Source organism: Alkalihalophilus marmarensis DSM 21297, from assembly GCF_000474275.2.
Taxonomy (GTDB): Bacteria; Bacillota; Bacilli; order Bacillales; family Bacillaceae_D; genus Alkalihalophilus; species Alkalihalophilus marmarensis.
In genome coordinates this window covers 16,525-35,931 of record NZ_ATAE01000067.1, presented here as the reverse complement: position 1 = coordinate 35,931, position 19,407 = coordinate 16,525, and the positions used below count along the sequence as shown (strand labels likewise).

The following is a 19,407-nucleotide window of genomic DNA, read 5'->3' as shown; positions in this document are numbered from 1 at the left end:
AATGTTATTGTTAACGGTAGTGTAAGCAGGAAATAAAAAAATATCCGTCACTTTCCGTTTCCACTTCTTTTTGGTACGGTATAGGAATAGAAAGGATGATGAGGGATGCACATACTATTTATCGGGGCTGGTCGAATGGCAGAAGCTATTTTCGCTGGAATTCTTCATAAAAACGACAGAGATGTAAAAGTTACCGTCACAAATTTACATAATAAAGAAAAATTAGCTTCCTTAAAAACACGCTATCATATCGAAACAATCAATCATTGGAGCGAGGGGATTGATGAGGCAGATACAATTTTGCTTGCTTGTCCGCCTAGTGCCCATGACCAGTTATTAGAAGATCTTTCTCCGCGTATAAACGGTCAATTTGTTATTACCGTTGCTGCAGGAGTTGATCCAACATTCTTAGAGGCTCGCCTGCCAAATAAAACACCAGTTGCCTGGGTTATGCCCAACACAGCAGCAAGCGTTGGAAAATCGATGTCAATCTATACATACGGACAACATGTTAACGAAGCTCATAAAGAGCAGCTTAGAATGATTTTGAACGCCATAGGTGCATCAGAACAATTGACCGAAGATCAGATCCACAACCTTACAGCAGTTACTGGGAGTGCTCCTGCTTTCTTATATTATTTCACAGAAGCATTACAAGTTGCGGCTGCTGAATACGGACTTAGTCAAAATCAAGCAGAAAAGCTAGTCCAAGAAATGGTTATAGGAAGTGCTGAAATGCTAAAAACATATAAAGATCCAGCTTTGTTAAGAGAGCAAGTAACCTCTCCTGGCGGTGCAACAGATGCTGGCCTGAAATCGTTAGAGAAAAATCATTTTCAAGCAGCGATTATGGAAGCTGTTAAAGCGACGAATGACCATGCGAAAGCTAAGAAAAATTAAGAAAAGGCCTGACATGATGTCAGACCTTTTTTCTTATGCTTCATTTGTGCCATAAACCATTTTCTCAAGTTTAGGAAAGAAATACTGAATCATCGGCCCAATTAAAAAGGTAACTAATATCGTTCCAACACCAATCGGCCCGCCTGCAAAGAAAGCCGCGATTAATGCTGTCACCTCTCCAATCGTCTTTGCAACCATAAGTTTAACCTTGAACAAGTCTTGTAAGACAAACATAAAACGATCAATCGGAATGACAGCAAATTTAGCTTGAAGATATGTTGCAATACCTAAAGCCATCATCACTATCCCTACGAATAAAACAATGTATTGCAAGATCACTTCGGTTATAAACATATTAGGAAATACGATTAACAGCCAAAAGTCAATAAAGAACCCTAATACCACAATTGTGATTAATGAAAGAACTTCCGGCTTTGATTTCGATAATAATGCATTCAAAATTATTAAGATAATCCCGACGAAAATAACCCAGTTCCCCACTGTAAATGGTGTCATTAATGACAAACCAACATTTAGAGCATCCCATGCACCTGCTCCAAGCCCAGCTAAGATCGTCATTGTAATTCCAAAGGACAAAATTAAGAGCCCTACTAAATAAAACAGCCCTCGTTTAACTGATACAGACATTCACTATTCCTCCATCATATTACTTTTTCCAACTTTACCACTATACCTTATTTCGTTCCTTCTGTGTGCTTTATAACATCTTCACTTATCTTTCGCCAATTTCCGAGGAAATAATAGCTTGCTGCGATGATACTGCTCACTACAAAGCTCATTCCCATACCAACTGCTATGCCTCTCTCACCGAGCCATTCAGCAAAAAGATAGGTTAGCGGAAAACGCAGCACCCAAAAAGAAATAATATTTAATACGAGGACTTGTACCATCGCTCCAGAGGCACGAACAATTCCATTTAACACGAAGTTAATACCTAAAAACGGATAAAAGAAAGCGATCGTTTGCACATACATCGCACCAAATGCAACGGTTGCAGGGTCTTGAATAAATAAAGACACAAAGTACTCTGCAAATAAAAACATGATCGTGCTGATCAGCAGAGTGACAGCTACAATCAACTTGATTGCCTCTTTAGCTACCTCTCTAACACGCTCCCACATTCTAGCGCCTATATTTTGACCGGCCATACTATTCACCGCAGAACCTAGGGTAAGTGCTGGCAGCATAATAATACTATCAAGCCGTTGAGCAGCTCCAAATCCAGCTACAACATCTTCACCAAAGCCTGTTACAACTGTCATAATCGCTAAAATCCCAGCTGAGATAGCCATCATTGAGAGTCCGGCTGGCAATCCCATTTTAAAGAGAACGACAAAGTATTTCCGCTCAGGAAGTGTCGGAATACTAAAGGGCACACCTGCACGTAAAATCGAGTACAACAGCCCATAAATAAAAGCTGTACCTTGTGCGATAATCGTTGCATAAGCCGCACCATCTATACCTAGATTAAACACGCTGATAAACAAGGGATCTAAAATGGCGTTTAAAATGACGGCAAGCATGACAAATCGAATGGGAGTCTTACTATCCCCAAGCGCTCTGAGTACCGTCCCTATAAAGTTATAGCCAAATAAAAACAAGATCCCAATAAAGTTTATTTTCAAGTAGGATTCAGCATAAGGTAAAATCGCATCGGGAGTTCCCATGGCACGCAAAATACTGCCTGAAAAAAGGAACCCAATAGCACCTAATATAAGAGCGAGTGATCCAAGAACAAAAACGAATGCATTCAATGATTCTTTAAGTCCCTTCTCATCATTCGCTCCTTTTCGTTGAGAAAGAACTGTTAACGTCGCACCATTTACTCCGATAATAAATGATAAAATCGTAAAGACGACCGTAGCCGAGATCGAGATCGCTCCTAATGCATTGGTTCCAAGTAAGTTTCCGACCCAAAGAGAGTCCACAAACTGATACGAGGCTTGTAGCATATTAGCAAAAAAGATCGGCCAAGAGAATAGAATTATCTTCTTCCTAATACTGCCTTCTGTAAAATCAATTTGCTTAGTCTGCGCGGTTTTCATATAAATCCCTTCTATTCATATTAGCTTCAATTCATTTTAATTCTCATTATTTCATCCAAGCCTCATTATAGTATGAAATAGGTTTTAATAAAAAGAGTAAGCCCTGCTGAGCATGTTAGACCAGCAGGGCGGAAAAGGTTTATCTTAATTCAAAGGACTCAGTAATCTCAATACTTTCTTTCACTGATTGTACCATTGAGCAGTTTTTTCTTGTTACTTCTAATGACTTTTCAATTTTTTGCTCACTAGCATCGCATCCGCTAATCGTAAAGTGCATATGTACAGCTTGGATTTCTTGCGCTCCTTCTGTATTGCGTACTACATCTGCTTTAATATGAATATCCTCATAGGCAACTCTCTTTTTCTCGAGCACCTTGCGTAATACTCCTCCGCTGCATACAGCAATCGAAGAAACGAGCAGCTGATAAGGTCTGAAGCCGTACTCGGCATTTCCTGAAACCTGTAAAGTTCCAAATTCCACATCCGTTTCAAAGCCATTTTCTTTCATTTTAAATTCCATCATACATCCTCCTTTATATCCTACTACACTTAATACTAATCCCCTGTATCATCTTCTATTGTACCATTTTTTCTCCAAACTTCATCGTTTGATAGTCAGAAGGATAGATAGAAGGTACAATAGACGATGTTGTATGTAAATGAAAAGAGGTGAACCCTGATGATAGGTGAACAACAAGAGGAAAACCGCCCTTTATACCGCTTAATCGTATTAATAATTATGGTTGCTATAGCAGGCTTTGCTCAAGGAATGCTCTTGCCTCTTTTAGCTATTATGCTAGAAGATGCCGGCGTCTCATCATCCCTTAACGGCTTAAATGCAGCAGCTCTTTATATTGGTGTTTTGCTTGCTTCACCTTTTATCGAGCACCCTGTAAGGAAGTATGGATATAAGCCTGTCATTACGATCGGTTTAATTCTTATGATCACCTCTCTTTTATTACTTCCTGTATGGCAGGCTTTTTGGTTTTGGTTTATCCTTAGAATCATTATTGGCATCGGCGATAATATGGTTCATTTTGCTACACAAGTATGGATTACAACGACCAGTACACAGAAAAACCGTGGTCGAAATATATCATTATACGGCCTCGCATTTGGCTTAGGGTTTGGAGCAGGTCCATTTATGACTAGGCTTCTAGCCATCAACGAATGGCTGCCATTTTTAATATCTGCCGGTCTTAGTTTACTCGCATGGTTATTAATTCTTCAAATGAGAAATGAGTTTCCTTTATCTGACTTGGAAACCGGAAGCAAGCTTTCAACGTGGAGTCGTTATAAAGAAGTATTAAAACTTGCATGGTTTGCCTTTCTGCCGGCCTTTGGATATGGCTTTCTTGAAGCATCTCTTCACGGGAATTATCCTGTTTATGCGCTGAGGTCAGGTATGACAATAGAGCTCGTATCCATTCTTTTGCCAGCCTTTGTAATCGGGGGCCTGATTACTCAATTGCCTCTGGGTCTTCTTAGTGATCGTATCGGCAGAAAACGAATCTTGTTAATTCTATCCGCCCTTGGTGCCTTCTGTTTTTTTGCAATGATCACTTTTGAATCATCTAGCACAATCCTGTTTATCTTATTTATTTTGGCTGGAGCGTTTGTCGGCTCCTTCTTTTCTCTAGGAGTTATGTACTTAGCCGATCTTATCCCTGCCCACCTTTTGCCGACTGGAAACGTAATGATGGCGATTAGTTTTGGCGTAGGAAGCATGACAGGTCCGCTTATCGGGGGTGTGTTTATTGATATCTTTGAATCAGGCAGTATTTATTATTCGATTGGCGGCATGCTCCTCTTCATCTTAGTAACAGGAACTTTATTTAAGTCTGCTCAAACGAATACAAACCAAGAAGTTACGTTATCCAAATAATAAAAAACCCTCATTCTAAAAAGAATGAGGGTTATATGTTTTAGTGATATCCATTTTGTTTATTAGCAGAACTGCTTGTCTTATGATTATTGGCATGTTTATGCCCAGAGTGATGTGCATTTGCTTTTGGCTTTTTCTTCTGGCTCATATCAGACACCTGCCTTTTTGAAAGTAATGGAGGTGACCGACGCAATGTGGCCACCTCCATTTCACCAAATCCTAAAACAGATATTCTTTATTCAATGAACAATCTGGGGTCGTAACGATCTTTGTTTTTAGGAGACACCTCACTCAATATTGTAAAAAACATATTGTTAAGAACAAATGTTAAAAACAATCTGAACGTACTAGTAATACTCCTTCAATGTAATCACCTCATGTAAGGATCTTACTCAAAATTCGTAACTTGCCTATTGTACCTCTGAACAACTTCTTGCCTTAGGGTTGGTGGTAAGAACAGCAGATCAACTGCCGTCCTCAAACATTATGATGTCCGCAATTTTTAATATTATGCGCCAGTTTTATTCTTTATTTTTAAGTTGCTTTACTTCTTCGGCTGCTTCCTTCGTTGCTTGAATAATCTCTTCTGAACTTTCCTTCAGGTGACCTGCAGTCTCAGAAAGTTTTTTAACATCTTCTGATATATCACGGATAACTTGAGAAACTTCTGTAGCTGTTTCACGCACTTGATCAAAAATCTGCTGACGATTATCACGGATAAATGTCACCGCTTCTGTTGTGCCTTCTTTTAAATCAGTTACTTCTTCTTTAAGTTTTTGACGCCATTCTTTTTTTGCGAGTACAATCGTTAATGCAACAGCCCCGCCAATCCATAAACCTTTGCAAAGCGACTGGCACCCTTTTTTTTCCGTTTCCATTACAACTTCCTCCTTAAGAAAATGCTCTTTCTCATTATTTTACCAATAATTGAGCTGAAATAGAAACGAATGTTGTCTGAATAATTAAATCTTAGTTATATAATGAATGATTGACCATTCATTTCGCTTTAAAATAAATAAAATCTCCATCATTGATCTCAGACACTAACTCATCTTGTGCTAATAAATCAAGGTGCCCGAACACTTCAGAAAATGTTAATTCCGGCTGTTTTTCATGGCTTCTGCCAAACATCTTTGCACCAAGCTCATTGACTGTCATCGGACCTTCTTTTAAGTAGCCATAAATGACTTTCGCTCGTTCCTCTTGAGAAGCTAAGCGTTTATCTACTAAAGCTGCTACGTCCTTAATTTTTTCTCCATGTCCTGTATAAAGTTCTTTAATATCGAGGTCTTTTAACTTTTGAAGAGAATCGCGGTATTGTAATAATGTTTTTGGCCTCTCTTCTCCATCTAAAGGGGCTTCAAGCAAGGCATTTGAAGAAACAGATGCTAATAAGACATCTCCTCCTATAGCCATACGGTCAGTGTCTCTAATAAAAAACAAATGACTTTGCGCATGACCTGGCGTTTCCACTACCTGCCAATGAGGCAATCCAGGGAGCGTATCACCTTCACTGATGAAAATATCTACATTGGTTCGATCAACAAAATGTAGATAACCTAATGACGAACGTTCAATGACTTTTAACTGATTTTCATTTAGGCCATGCTGCATATAAAAGGTTTTGAAATAGCTGGCATACTGCTCAAAAAACAATCGGTCTCGCGACAACCACAGCTGATTTAATTTATGACCGATCACTTTGGCATGAGGAAATGAAGCAGTGAGCCCAACATGATCAGGGTGATGATGAGTGAGAACAATTTGTTCAATATCATTCATCGTGTAGCCAATTTCTTTAATTCGAGATTTTAAAACGTTTAATCCTTCCTCTGTTTTAGGGCCTGTATCTACTAAAGTAAGGACAGCGCCTTCAATGAGGTAACAATTCACAGGGCCTACAAGAAAAGGCGTAGGTATCGTTATACAATGAATTTTCTCGGTCTTGACAGTCATCACAATACTCCTTCCATTAACATAATAAAAAGAAGATGCTTAACAGCTGTTAAACATCTTCATCTTAACATTAATTGTAAGCTTGTGTAAGAAAATGATCTGTTTCAAGAGGCTCAAAGCCTTCTTGTTGAACTTTCTTTAATTCATTTAACTCATGAGTAAGACTTTCAATCTTTCTTTGTAGATCCTCAAATTTTTTCTTTTCTGATACTGTCATGCCTCTCTCCTCCTATACGTTTCTCTGTGTATTTTGGGAATAAACCCAGCTGTCGAACAATCGTTCAACTAACGAATGGGTTAATCCAGTGAACTTTCTTTAAATGTTAAAAATATTCTAACAATTAAACAACCTCTTGTAAACACCTAATTTTTACGGTAAACGCTTACATTTAAAATTAATTTTTTCCAGTTCTAGAATGAATAAAAAGAGCATATCATGGTGAAATGATATGCTCCTTTTAGAACCGTCTAAGATGTCTAAGCAACAACTCTTCATACAACAATTGATTATAAATGATTTGAAGAGATTGACTGAAATATACAGATGCATATAGCATTTGATTCATTAAACTCTGCATATGGAGTTTTCTTCTTTCTGTTCTTGTAAATTGGGTTGTAAGTCCTTCCTCATATGAAGAAGGACGCCTAAAAATTTCTTGATCTACCTCCGGCCACCTTCCGTTTAGTTGATAATACACGCTCCTAAGCCAATCATAATGTCTTCTTCTACTTTCTAATATTTGCTTCCATAAAAAAGAGGCTTGCTCACTAGGAGAAATTACAGAGAGATAATCAATCATCAATACATCTGAACTCTCCGTCTCCATCAAATCCTCTAACATCTCATTCACCTGTATCGTTTGTCTAAACGCAGATCTGTCCATTCCAACACCCTTTCCACGTTTTTACCATCCTATGCGTTCAAATGAATCAATAGAAACGTTAATAGAAATGTTCGACATCATCCGTCATTTTTCACCTTTATCAAAAAATTGTAACAATTTAACCTGTATATACGTCTTTTTCTTGTTATAATTACTGTACAGCAAGGTTTTACCCCTTGTTAATAAAATGTATAAGGAATGGTGCTAAATGAGACGTCAAACAGTTAATTTTGATAAATTAGTACTTGAAAATAAAAAACAATTACTAAATGATCCTGAATTTCTCGATAAGCTTGAGAAGCGGCTAGAAGAGAAAAAGATAGCTTCACAAAAAATAAAACATTCATAACCATATAAACCACCTGTCCATTATTCAGTGTATTGCTGCTGTATGGATGAGGTGGTTTTTTTATGCTGGAAAATATAGTGCATAATTCCATTAGCCCTGACACAAAGTAATCACAGCGCTACATACTACTGTGATGGACTTACATCAGCTAGAAGGGAACGAACTAGATGGATAATGTACTATTAGCACGCAGCTTATTCGGATCATCAATGGCCTTTCATATTATTTTTGCCACATTAGGTGTCGGAATCACATTAATGATACTGCTGGCTGAAATATTACGGCTGATCAAAAAAGACGAGGACTATGGGTTACTTGCAAAAAGATGGACAAAAGGTGTGGCGATCTTGCTTGGAGTCGCGATCCCATCAGGAACAATTGTAGCTGTCATGCTGTCTTTATTGTGGCCGGGTTATATGGAAATTGTCGGACAAGTCATTGCCCTGCCGTTTCAAATTGAGATCTTCGCCTTCTTTATCGAAGCCCTCTTTCTCTCTATTTACGTGTATGCTGCAGACCGCCTTTCTCCCACAATGCGGATTATCACGGTATTCTTTGTCGCATTAGGTGCGACGGCTTCTGCTGTATTAATTACGGATGCGCATGCCTGGATGAATACGCCGAGAGGATTTGATTATGTAGATGGAGTCGTTTCAAATGTCCGCCCTCTTGAAGCTGTATTTAATCCCAGTATTTATGTAACGGCTATGCATGTACTGGGAAGCGCTTATATGACTGGCGCCTTTATGTTAGGTTCTGTTGCTGCGTATAAGCTGTTTCGCGGAGGGTTAACTGCTCGTGAAACAACTTATCACAAGAAAGGGCTGATGCTCTCGCTTGGTGTCGCACTCGTTATGTCATTTTACACGGCTAATAACGGCCATGACACAGCAATCATGCTGCATGAAGAAATACCTGTGAAACTGGCTGCGGCTGAAGGATTGTTTGAAACACAGGACAATGCACCGCTTGCCATACTAGGCACCCCGGATCCTGAAGCAGGTCGAGTGATCGGAGGAATTGAAATTCCAGGGATGCTAAGCTGGCTTGCGACTGGTTCAACCGACGGGGTAGTCCAAGGGTTAAACGACTTTCCTCGGGATGAGTGGCCGCCTTTATTCGTCCATACGTTATTTAATGTCATGGTTGGGATCGGGACCGTTCTGTTAGGACTTGCCGGTATCTTTTGGGTTATTTGGTTTTTGGGAAGAAAAAAACAAAAAGCATTTCCAAAATGGTTATTAGGAGCCCTTGTTTTATGCGGGCCGCTTTCGATGATCGGCATTGAAACGGGATGGATATTCAGCTGTACCGGCAGACAGCCTTGGACGATTTTCGGAGTGCAAAGAACGGCGGAAGCCGCGACAAATTCCGGAAACTTAGGCATGCTCTTCTTTTTATTCCTGACTCTTTATTTGAGCTTGCTCGTATTGACTGGACTTGTCATGTATTTTTATTTCAAGAGAAATCCTGTCACTCACGAGCTGCATTCGACGACACCTACAGCTTAAATCATGCTTTAAATAGAAGGGAGTTTAAAAGATGGAAAATGTCTATATTGCCATTATCATTTTGTGGGTGTTCTTATTTGTCTATGCCATTGCAGGCTCTATTGATTTTGGCGCAGGTTTCTGGGCGATGTTTTATCGTAAGCGAACGGACACAAAAGCCGCAAGTATTGCGAATAGGTATCTCTCACCTTCATGGGAAGTAACGAATGTTTTTTTAGTACTCCTTGTCGTGGCTCTTGTCGGTTTCTTTCCAGGAGCTGCCTCTTCATTAGGTACAATTATGATCGTTCCTTTTTGCCTTGTGTTAATTCTGTTAACGATCCGGAGTGCCTTTATGGTGTATTCATATTCCGTACAGAAATATACGAATATGCTTGTCATCATCTCAGGTGTGACCGGCTTATTAATTCCAGCCCTGCTTATTAGCATCCTGCCTGCAGCAATCGGCGGCTTTGTAGAAACAGTAGGGGACAGGCAATATGTATTAGTTAATCAGCTTTTCACAAGCCCTACTTTCTACACTCACCTTGGCTTTGGAATTAGTACAGAGCTGTTTTTATCTTCACTATTATTAAGTGATTATGCAAGAGAAGCCAATTCTGAAGAGACCTACCATGTGTATAGAAAAAATGCGATTATTCTTGGTCCAATTACTCTGGCGTTTGCAGTCGCTGCGATTTTCACGTTAATTCCTGAAGCATTCTGGATGTTTGAAAATATGGCGAACGAATGGCTTTTGTTCTCGCTATCCTTGTTAGCATTCAGCATAGGGTACAGTGCGCTTTGGTGGCCGTCAAAAAAAGTAAGTGTAGGACAACCTAGAGCAGCTGTCCTTTTAATTGCTGCCCAGTTCGGTCTTGCAAGCTTTGCTTACGGGTCCGCCCACATGCCTTACTTCCTCTATCCAGATGTCACAATTTATGATGCGTTTACAAACGACACGATGTTTGGACTGCTCCTGATTGGTTATGGGGTAGGAATGGCTGTGCTGGTTCCGATCTTCATTTTCTTCTGGAGATTGTTTATGAAAGATAAACGATATTTGAAACAAGAGGGCTGACAATCATTTCTTTTATATGTGTTGTGCTGGTCCGCTCTAAATTATGAGTAGAGGGTCACCGATTGTATGTTTTCATCCTGTTTATGCTTCAGTTGAAGAGTTTATTGTGTTCATGTTTCGAGTAATTGAGTCGTTTACTGGGTGAAATGCGCTTGTCTCTGGGAATTACGTCGCTTCAACTAAGTTATGCGTCCATGTGAATTGGAATTGTATTCATTGACTGAGGATATGCGCCTCTTCCCATGGACCAAACGAAAGAAGCTGTCCTCAGCGGGACAGCTTCTACTTTACGTATTAACGATCAATTTTAAATGTTTTCACAAGCTGCTGCAGCTCTTCAGCCATTGTTGTCAGCGCATGAGCAGAAGACGTTACTTCTTCCATCGATGCTAATGTTTCTTGAGCCGAAGCACTTACTGTCGAACTGTGCTCTGATGATTCTTTAGCAATATCCGTCATCTCATTTACAGAATACGAGACAACCTCTGATCTCTCAGCCATTGTTTGAGCAGTATCATTGATTTGTTCGATCTGCTCGTTCATTAATTCAATGGCCTCGCTAATCGCTGTAAATTTACGATCGGTATCATTTGCCGTAACAAGTCCTTCCTGTACCTCTTCTTTTACAAGCCCCATCATGGTAACAGAATGTTTTGTTTCATTTTGCATTTCAGAAATAAGATCATTAATTTTCAACGTACTGTCTGAAGATTGTTCAGCAAGTTTTCTCACTTCATCTGCTACAACCGCAAAGCCTCTTCCATGCTCCCCTGCTCTCGCTGCTTCAATTGCTGCATTTAATGCAAGCAAATTCGTCTGATCTGCAATCCCGCGGATCACATCCAAAATGCCTCCAATCTCCTCTGCCTTAGTAGACATTCCTTGAATCGCCTTATCTGAATCTTTGACAGATTGATCGATTGCTTTCATTTTGTCGACGGTCTCACGAACAAGCTTGCCCCCATCTGCAGCATACTGACGAGATTTTTCGGACTGTTCCTCAACTGCAGCAGTACTTACAGCCATTTCTTCTACACTTGATGAAACTTCACCTAATAAAGTATTACTTTTTGCCGCTGTAGCTAATTGATCGTCGCTGCCTTTCGCAATCCTCTCAATAGCCGACGCTGTATGTTCGGTTGCTCTTGAAGTCTGTTCAGCACTTGCTGAGAGTTCCTCAGATGCTGCTGCCACTTGATCAGAATTGTATAAAAGCTGGCCCACAAGTGTACGCAGCTGTTCTTGCATCACAGCAAAGGAAGCAGATAGCGCTGCGATCTCATCATTCCCTCTCACTCTTGATGTATTAACAGTCAAATCTCCATTTGCCATTCTCTCAGCAGCGGATTTCATTTCTTTTAATGGCTTTGTCAACAGCATTGATAAAGCAATGCCAATCCCAATTGCGACTAAGAAGGCCACTATACTAATTACAACTGTTAACACAATCGCATTTCTTACCTCTCTAGCAATAACTGATGCCCGTTCTTCTCGGTAATCTTGAATTTGTGCAGTAAATTGGTCCGCTTCGTTAATCATATCTCTTGCAATCGGCAGGACGTCATTGTTAACAATTTCAATGGCCCCTTCAGGATTAAGCTGAAATTGATTAATCGCTGTATTAGACAGTTGTAAATAGCTTGTATTTAATTCCTCAAGAAGCACCATCTGCTCAGCAACTTCCCCATCAGGAACGAGTTGCTGCAATTCTTCTATGTAGAGATTCACTTGTCGGTTATAATCATAAAACCGCTCAAGCATCTCACGTTCCCCTGTTAATAGATACCCTCGTAAATTACTGCTCGTACGATTTAAATTACTTTCCATACGAAGGGTCGTTACTTCAAGATCTCGCACAAAACCAGTTAAATCCTGATATGATTGATCAACATTTTTAACATTTATGTATGAAAAAACACTAGCAATACTGAATATGATAGCAACCACCACAAACCCTGCTATCATTTTTTGAGCTACTGATCCCCTTTTCATCTGCTTCTCTCCCCCCCATTGTTTCGCAATATTTGTTGAATTTAATCGATTGCAAATATATAGTACCATAACCTCTCAATAAATAGTTATTTTTGTTACCTATTTTACCAGTAATAAAGTCCTGTTTTAAGAAGAATTAAAAGAACCAAGGAAATCATCTCCTTGGTTCTGTCTATTATTTATTTGTTAATCTCATAAACTCGTCTACATCAGCTAAAACGACGTCAATTGCTTCCTGCCAGAATTCTTTTGTAGTGAGGTCTGCTTGTAGATGCTTCATAGCAAGCTCTTCTACACTCATACTCGCTGTATCTTCAAGCAAGGAAATATAATCATCTTCAAATGATCTTCCCGCTTCTAGTGCGCGCTTATAGATTCCCATACTGAACAAGTAGCCAAACGTGTATGGGAAGTTGTAAAAAGGGACTCCTGTAATATGGAAATGGAGTTTAGATGCCCAGAAGGTCGGTGAGTAATTTTCAAGCTGATTTCCATATGCTTCACGCTGAGCCTCTTCCATTAAAGCATTTAGTTCACCAGTAGATACAAGTTTCTCTTTACGAGCCTCATAGAATCTCGTTTCAAATAGGAAGCGGGCATGGATATTCATAAAGAAAGCAAGCGCACGGTTTACTTTATTTTCAAGTAATGAAAGTTTTACATCGGCATCCTTCGCTTCATTTACTAGAGCATCTGCTACGATTGTTTCTGCAAATGTAGAAGCTGTTTCTGCTACATTCATTGCATAACGCTGTGCAAGCGGCTGCTTCGTTTTTAAACAGTGACTGTGATAAGCATGACCTAACTCATGAGCCAATGTTGCCACATTCGCCATAGAACCGTCATAGGTCATGAAGATTCGAGATTGTTTCGATACAGCAAACGAAGTGCAAAAGCCGCCAGGACGTTTACCAGCTCGATCTTCTGCCTCTACCCAGCCATCACGCAGGGCTCCTTCAGTGAAACTCGCAAGCTTTGGACTAAATTTATTAAAATGCTTAATAATTAAATCACAAGCATCATCGTAAGAAATAGAAGCATCCCCCTCGGTCGGAAGCGGTGCGTGAACATCATGCATCGCAAGCTTTTCCACTCCAAGCAATTGTGCTTTACGATTCATAAATTCATAAAAGCGCGGTTTATTATCATTAATCGCTTCCCACATCGCGTTAAGCGTCTTCTCACTCATTCGGTTAATATCTAGCGGTTCTTTTAATACGTGATCCCAGCCTCTTGCTTCGTACAATTTCAAGCGAAAACCCGCTAGGTGGTTAAGAGTGGATGTAAATAAAGGGGCTTCTTTCTGCCATGCCTCTTCAGAAACATCAAATGCCTGCTCTCTTGTTTTGCGATCTGCGCTATTGAGGCGGTTTTGGAGCTGGCCTGCTGATAATAATTTGGTTTCGCCGTTCTCTTCAAATGGAATCTGCATGCGTCCCACTGCTTGATTATATACCGTCCCCCACGCATGGTACCCGTCAACAGCAAGAGCTGCAGCAAGCTTCTCCTCTGCAGGGTTTAATTTTTCATCGGCTGCTTTCTTTTTTTCTTCTAAATTATAGGCAATTTCCCTTAAAGATTCTGTATTTATCAGAGCCGTCCACTCATCTGCAGTCAGATCAGTTAACTTTTCTTCTAAGCCTACCGTGACATTTTGTACAGAAGTAAACAGCTCTTGGACGCTACCTTGCCAAAGTGATGCCTTTTCATCTTTCACATCCTGCGCAGTAAGACAGCTGACAAATGCTCCAGCTTCTCTAGCATGCTGCATTAAGGTTTGAAGGTCATGAATGAAAGATTCTAGCTCTTTAAGCGATAAGGACTGCTGTAATCTTTCGTTTAACTCCTTGCTCATTTCATTTGCCTTTTTTACAAATGTCTTAAATTCCTCCGAATCACTGCCTCCTTTAAAGAAGGTCTCTAGGTCCCACACTTGAGGGTATTTCATATGTATGTTCCTCCTTAATTATTTCGCATTCCGTACTAACCTTACTTTAACAAACCTTTTTTTATACCGCTATAAGATTTTGAACATTTCAAAAATAAAAAAGGATGAAGGCTAAGGAAATCACTCCTGCTGACAGCGACTGTTGATTTCCGCTGCAGGCACACGCTTTCCGTGGGCGGCCCGGGAGCTTCCTCGTCGCTTTGTGCACTGCTCCCTAAATCTTAGAAGTAATTGAATGATCTTAGTAAGCGAGGTCGCGGATTTCAGGTTAATCATTTTGAACTGATCCATAACAAAATCACCCCACTTAATAATTCTACAAAGCATTACCCTAGCGGATGAACTATACGGAGACTCCTGTGTGGACTAGAACAGGAGTGAGATCCCGCAGGGCAGTAGCCCGAGGAAGCTCACTAGCTCCACACGGAAAGCGCAGTATAGTTCAGAAGCGCAGAGCATACTCAAGCACCTTTGAACCTAGAATCCTCCCTCCTACACCGCGCCGTGTCCGAGGAATAAGCCGCCGTATAGTAAGGCTCCTGCTATGACTAGTGCAGGGTGTACTTTCCATTTTTCAAGCAACAGGTAGCTAATAACAATTAGAAAGATCGTTTGAGCCCACCCTGAGCTGAATACAGATGTATCAAAAAACTCAAAGGCAAGGACGCCAAGTAAAATAGCAATGGTAGGTTTAATAAGCCCTGTCATTCTTTTCACACGCGGCGAATCTTTGAACTTATACAAAATGCCCAAGAGGAAAATCATAATAATTAAAGAAGGAGCGATCGTTGCAAATAAAGCAACAGATGCACCGAGTACACCACCTACTTCATAGCCGATATAACCTGCCATTTTTGTGGCAATAGGTCCAGGCAGCGCATTTCCAATGGCAAGCAGCTCTCCAAATTCTTCTACTGTCACCCACCCATAGCGGTTGACAACCTCTGTCTGGATGAGAGGAATAGACGCTGGTCCTCCCCCATAGCCGACAATACCAGGAATGAAGAAGGCTAAAAACAACTCCCAATAAATCATGATGCCGCCCCCTCTTTTTCACGTCTTGGACGTACAGTTAATCCGTACACAATTAATATCCCAATCACAATGGCAGGATGAATGCCTAAAAATTGATAAGCAGCTAAACTGACGATACTTAGGACAACTGTTACAGCAAGACCAATACCTTTTTTAGACTGCTTTAGAAATTGCATCGTTAAAACGAACAGCATTACGCCGACAACCGGGGCCACTGCAGCTGTCATTCCAGCCACCACACGCGACTCTCGGAATGACGACAAAAGACCAATTAGCCCGACCATTAAAAGAACAGTAGGCAGGACTGTGGCAATGAGGCTATTGATTAAACCAACCCATCCCCCTACTTTGTAGCCGATATAGCCCGCCATTTTTGTCGCAATTGGACCCGGCAGCGCATTTCCAAGCGCTAATACGTCCGCAAACTCTTGATCATTCATCCAGCCAAAGCGCTCGACCACTTCCTTATGGACAAGCGGAATGGTCGAAGGACCTCCTCCGTATCCAAGGATGCCCGAACGAAAAAAGGCAATAAATAAGTCTCTTTGCAATATAATATCCATTCTCCCACTCCCTGCAAAACGTTCCTGCTAACATTTAAATAGTATATTAATGATTACATAATACCTTATCACACTTACAAAATGAACATTTTTCGATATATTTTATTCCTTTTTATTATAGACTACTCTTCAAACAAAGACATTATGTTTGCTCGAACCAAAAGTGACAGATGATTTTTGGTTATATATAATAAACGTAGCCTAATGAATAAGTGGTGAATGAGATGAAAATAGATGCAACAGACCGAAAGATTCTAGCTTTGCTTACTGATAACGGCAGGATGTCTTATGTTGATATAGCTAAAGAATTAGGGCTCTCACGTGTGGCGATCAGGGAGCGAATTCATCAGCTCCAAGAAGAAGGAGTCATTGAGAAGTTCAGTGTCGTTATCAACTCTGATAAAGTCGGTAAATCCGTCTCTGCGTTTTTTGAAGTGGATTGTGAGCCAACCTCTCTTGTCCAAGTGGCTGAGACATTAGCTGAAAACCCTAAGGTGGCTAGCTGCTATCAAATGACCGGACCAAGCACTCTGCATATGCATGTCCTAGTCGAAGACTTCGATCAATTAGAGAACTTTATAAATGAAGAACTGTATGCACTTGAAGGGATCACCCGCGTAGAAAGCCATATTCTCCTTAGACGATTTAAGAGTCGAAGCGGATTAAAACTATAATAATTTAGAACACTGTTTTTAAGCCGTATTTTATAGTTACTCTGCCCGTTTTGCGGAATTTTACGTAAAACATTATTTCTGAGAAGGTACATTGTGGTGAGACAGTTTCTAAATAAAAAACAAAACAGGTTCAAACCAAATAGGATTGAACCCGTTTTTATTCACATTACCAAGCAGCTACTTCACCGTCTGTACGATGTTCTGTGCCCCCTGCTAGTACGCCCGTCTCGGCATCTCTCCAAATAATCTGTCCTCTTCCAAATGGACCTCCATCAAGAGCGACTTGAATGTCATGACCTTTTCTTTTTAAGGCTTGTGCTAAATGAGAAGGCAAGCTCCCTTCTACATGTACTGTTTTCCCTTCTGACCACATCCAGCGTGGTGAATCTAGAGCAGCTTGCGGATTTAGATGAAAATCAACTGTATTCATCACCACTTGAACATGTCCTTGCGGCTGCATAAAACCCCCCATTACACCAAATGGTCCTACTGCCTCATCGCCTTTAGTTAAAAAGCCCGGAATAATAGTATGATAGGTTTTCTTGCCTGGCTTTAAACAATTATCATGGGTTTCATCTAAAGAGAAATTATGACCGCGGTTTTGCATCGCAATGCCAGTTCCCGGAACGACAATACCAGAACCGAAGCCCATATAGTTACTTTGAATAAAGGAAACCATATTCCCCTCACCATCAGCTGCAGCAAGGTAAACGGTTCCTCCTCTTGGCGGCGTTCCTGGCTCCGGTGTGAGTGCTTCTTTACCAATTAGCTCTCTGCGCTCTTTGGCATAGCTTTCTGAAAGCAGGGCATCCGGTGTCACCTTCATGTCTTTTGGATCGGTAATGTATTTCATTCCATCAATAAATGCAAGTTTCATCGCTTCAATTTGCTTATGAAGGGTATCAACTGAATCTTTCTCGGTAAATTCATAGCCTTCTAGAATCTTCAGCGCTTCTAATGCAATTAGACCTTGGCCATTAGGCGGGATTTCCCACACATCATATCCACGGTAAGAAACAGAGATCGGCTCTACCCACTCAGGTTGGTATGCTTCTAAGTCCTCCTTGCGTAAATAACCATGATATTCTTTAAAATAAGCATCAATCTGATCGGCAATTTCTCCTGTGTAAAAATCTTCTGCATCTGTTTGGGCAATCCTTTTTAACGTAGCAGCATGACCAGGAGATTTCCACATTTCCCCCGTACGCGGAGCACGCCCTTCTGGTGCAAACGTCTCAAACCACGCCTTAAATTCTTCTCCTTTAAACAGCTTAGAAAAGGTAGTAAATGCCCCATTCCAATATTTCGCAAGAGTTGGCGAAACCGGAAAGCCACCTTCAGCATAATCAATCGCTGGTTTAAGTACCTCTGTTAAAGGAAGCTTACCAAATTTCCTAGATAGCTCAGCCCACGCGCGCGGAGTTCCAGGAACCGTGACTGGTGTCATCCCGAATGTAGGGAGCTCCTTTTCATATCCTGCAGCCTTAACAGCATCAATAGATAAAGCGTTCGGAGCTTGACCGCTGCCATTTAATCCGTGAAGCTTGCCATCTACCCACACTAGTGCAAAGCAATCTGAGCCAATTCCATTAGATGTCGGCTCTACAACTGTCAGACAGGCTGCAGTAGCAATAGCTGCATCAATTGCATTTCCGCCCTGTTTCAAAATGTCTAAACCCGCTTGAGCGGCAAGCGGCTGTGAAGTAGAAACCATCCCCTTCCGACCATAGACGACATTCCTTTGGGAAGGATATGGATACATTTGTGGATCATGCTGTACATTCATTCAAAATTCCTCCTTGTTAATCAAATGATATATTTCTAGTCAAATAAGAAAGAAAAATATTAATTTTCTTACAATATGTATTTTTTTTATTATATTACTAGTTTTTTTGTACGTAAAGCTAGAACTACCTTTAAAAAAATTGATTGATCGGAGTCTATACCCATGATATGGTAATAGAAATTTTACCCAAATGGAGGTCTGTGCTATGTTTTATCACCGTATTCGTGAAGATCTTGCTTTAAAATTAGTCGCTGTACAAGACGTTGAAGAAACGTTTCAACTGATAGACCGCAATCGTGCTTATTTGAAAGAATGGCTTCCTTGGGTTGATTACTCGAAAACAGCAGAAGATACTAAATCATTTGTACTTGCTAACTTAAAGAATTATGCAGAACAAAAAAGCCTAACCACCTATATTGTCTATAACAAACAAATTGCAGGTATTGTTAGTTTTAATACGATCGATTGGAACAATAAGAGTGTCTCCATCGGCTATTGGATTGGGCAGGAGTTTCAAGGAAACGGCATCGTGTATGATGCAGTCAAAGCATTAACCAATCATGCTTTTCATGACCTCGGCTTAAACCGGGTTGAAATACGAACAGCTGTTCAAAATGAAAAAAGCCGTGCTGTAGCTGAGCGTCTTGGTTTCACGCAAGAAGGCATTGTCAGAGAAACCGAGTGGCTTTATGACCATTATGTCGATCATGTGATTTATTCGATGTTAAGACGAGATTGGTACTCCATCTCTAAGCCTGAGACTTTATAAAGTCTCAGGCTTTTTATATTTATGTATAA

Annotated in this window: 20 protein-coding genes; 7 read left to right on the top strand and 13 right to left on the bottom strand. The window is 40.5% G+C overall.

Annotated features, from left to right (window positions below; translation table 11 throughout):
* Window positions 1–105: 105 nt before the first annotated feature.
* A complete protein-coding gene (gene proC / locus A33I_RS18900; RefSeq protein WP_022629881.1) occupies window positions 106–900 on the top strand; it encodes a pyrroline-5-carboxylate reductase in 795 nt (264 codons plus the stop codon).
* Window positions 901–933: 33 nt separating this feature from the next.
* Here the strand turns inward: proC and A33I_RS18895 are convergent, their stop codons facing one another.
* The 3 genes from A33I_RS18895 to A33I_RS18885 form a co-directional block, all read right to left on the bottom strand.
* On the bottom strand, window positions 934–1,548 hold the full coding sequence (locus A33I_RS18895) for a YczE/YyaS/YitT family protein (RefSeq protein WP_022629880.1): 615 nt from the start codon (window positions 1,546–1,548) through the stop codon (window positions 934–936).
* Between the two features lie 47 nt (window positions 1,549–1,595).
* A complete protein-coding gene (locus tag A33I_RS18890) occupies window positions 1,596–2,966 on the bottom strand; it encodes an MATE family efflux transporter (protein ID WP_022629879.1) in 1,371 nt (456 codons plus the stop codon).
* 139 nt (window positions 2,967–3,105) lie between these two features.
* Window positions 3,106–3,486: an OsmC family protein gene (locus tag A33I_RS18885; RefSeq protein ID WP_022629878.1), complete on the bottom strand. Its 381-nt coding sequence runs from the start codon at window positions 3,484–3,486 to the stop codon at window positions 3,106–3,108.
* 159 nt (window positions 3,487–3,645) lie between these two features.
* Here A33I_RS18885 and A33I_RS18880 point away from each other — a divergent pair, with 159 nt between their 5' ends.
* On the top strand, window positions 3,646–4,851 hold the full coding sequence (locus A33I_RS18880; protein ID WP_022629877.1) for an MFS transporter: 1,206 nt from the start codon (window positions 3,646–3,648) through the stop codon (window positions 4,849–4,851).
* A 40-nt stretch (window positions 4,852–4,891) separates the two neighbouring features.
* Here A33I_RS18880 and A33I_RS21160 read toward each other — a convergent pair whose 3' ends face one another.
* The 5 genes from A33I_RS21160 to A33I_RS18865 all read right to left on the bottom strand — a co-directional run bounded on the left by A33I_RS21160 (window position 4,892) and on the right by A33I_RS18865 (window position 7,691).
* A complete protein-coding gene (locus tag A33I_RS21160) occupies window positions 4,892–5,044 on the bottom strand; it encodes a hypothetical protein (RefSeq protein ID WP_158305547.1) in 153 nt (50 codons plus the stop codon).
* A 328-nt stretch (window positions 5,045–5,372) separates the two neighbouring features.
* Complete coding sequence (locus A33I_RS18875) at window positions 5,373–5,729, bottom strand: hypothetical protein (RefSeq protein ID WP_022629876.1); 357 nt, start codon at window positions 5,727–5,729, stop codon at window positions 5,373–5,375.
* Between the two features lie 118 nt (window positions 5,730–5,847).
* Complete coding sequence (locus A33I_RS18870; RefSeq protein ID WP_022629875.1) at window positions 5,848–6,807, bottom strand: MBL fold metallo-hydrolase; 960 nt, start codon at window positions 6,805–6,807, stop codon at window positions 5,848–5,850.
* Between the two features lie 70 nt (window positions 6,808–6,877).
* Window positions 6,878–7,024, bottom strand: a complete 147-nt coding sequence (locus A33I_RS21155; RefSeq protein ID WP_012957540.1) for a hypothetical protein — start codon at window positions 7,022–7,024, stop codon at window positions 6,878–6,880.
* 241 nt (window positions 7,025–7,265) lie between these two features.
* Window positions 7,266–7,691 carry a hypothetical protein gene (locus tag A33I_RS18865; RefSeq protein ID WP_152976502.1) on the bottom strand — a complete coding sequence of 142 codons (426 nt, stop codon included), beginning with the start codon at window positions 7,689–7,691 and terminating at the stop codon, window positions 7,266–7,268.
* Between the two features lie 208 nt (window positions 7,692–7,899).
* Between A33I_RS18865 and A33I_RS20390 the strand changes: the two genes are divergently transcribed.
* The 3 genes from A33I_RS20390 to A33I_RS18855 all read left to right on the top strand — a co-directional run bounded on the left by A33I_RS20390 (window position 7,900) and on the right by A33I_RS18855 (window position 10,611).
* A complete protein-coding gene (locus A33I_RS20390; RefSeq protein WP_012957538.1) occupies window positions 7,900–8,040 on the top strand; it encodes an FbpB family small basic protein in 141 nt (46 codons plus the stop codon).
* A gap of 167 nt (window positions 8,041–8,207) precedes the next feature.
* Complete coding sequence (locus A33I_RS18860) at window positions 8,208–9,551, top strand: cytochrome ubiquinol oxidase subunit I (protein WP_022629873.1); 1,344 nt, start codon at window positions 8,208–8,210, stop codon at window positions 9,549–9,551.
* 31 nt (window positions 9,552–9,582) lie between these two features.
* Entirely contained in the window at window positions 9,583–10,611 is a 1,029-nt protein-coding gene (locus A33I_RS18855) for a cytochrome d ubiquinol oxidase subunit II (protein WP_022629872.1), read from the top strand.
* A gap of 294 nt (window positions 10,612–10,905) precedes the next feature.
* Here A33I_RS18855 and A33I_RS18850 read toward each other — a convergent pair whose 3' ends face one another.
* The 4 genes from A33I_RS18850 to A33I_RS18830 form a co-directional block, all read right to left on the bottom strand.
* Complete coding sequence (locus tag A33I_RS18850) at window positions 10,906–12,603, bottom strand: methyl-accepting chemotaxis protein (RefSeq protein WP_022629871.1); 1,698 nt, start codon at window positions 12,601–12,603, stop codon at window positions 10,906–10,908.
* A gap of 175 nt (window positions 12,604–12,778) precedes the next feature.
* A complete protein-coding gene (locus A33I_RS18845; RefSeq protein WP_022629870.1) occupies window positions 12,779–14,551 on the bottom strand; it encodes a M3 family oligoendopeptidase in 1,773 nt (590 codons plus the stop codon).
* A 492-nt stretch (window positions 14,552–15,043) separates the two neighbouring features.
* Window positions 15,044–15,586, bottom strand: a complete 543-nt coding sequence (locus A33I_RS18835) for a chromate transporter (RefSeq protein ID WP_022629868.1) — start codon at window positions 15,584–15,586, stop codon at window positions 15,044–15,046.
* A complete protein-coding gene (locus A33I_RS18830) occupies window positions 15,583–16,149 on the bottom strand; it encodes a chromate transporter (RefSeq protein WP_022629867.1) in 567 nt (188 codons plus the stop codon). Before A33I_RS18830 ends, A33I_RS18835 begins: the two co-directional genes overlap by 4 nt.
* A gap of 224 nt (window positions 16,150–16,373) precedes the next feature.
* Between A33I_RS18830 and A33I_RS18825 the strand changes: the two genes are divergently transcribed.
* Window positions 16,374–16,823 (top strand): Lrp/AsnC family transcriptional regulator, encoded by a 450-nt coding sequence (locus A33I_RS18825; RefSeq protein WP_022629866.1) that lies wholly within the window; start codon window positions 16,374–16,376, stop codon window positions 16,821–16,823.
* A 166-nt stretch (window positions 16,824–16,989) separates the two neighbouring features.
* On the opposite strand, the gene A33I_RS18820 is transcribed toward A33I_RS18825, so the two are convergent.
* Complete coding sequence (locus A33I_RS18820) at window positions 16,990–18,609, bottom strand: gamma-glutamyltransferase family protein (RefSeq protein WP_022629865.1); 1,620 nt, start codon at window positions 18,607–18,609, stop codon at window positions 16,990–16,992.
* Between the two features lie 205 nt (window positions 18,610–18,814).
* Here A33I_RS18820 and A33I_RS18815 point away from each other — a divergent pair, with 205 nt between their 5' ends.
* The gene (locus tag A33I_RS18815) at window positions 18,815–19,378 is read left to right on the top strand and encodes a GNAT family N-acetyltransferase (protein WP_022629864.1); all 564 of its coding nucleotides are present in this window, start codon (window positions 18,815–18,817) and stop codon (window positions 19,376–19,378) included.
* Window positions 19,379–19,407 lie beyond the last annotated feature (29 nt).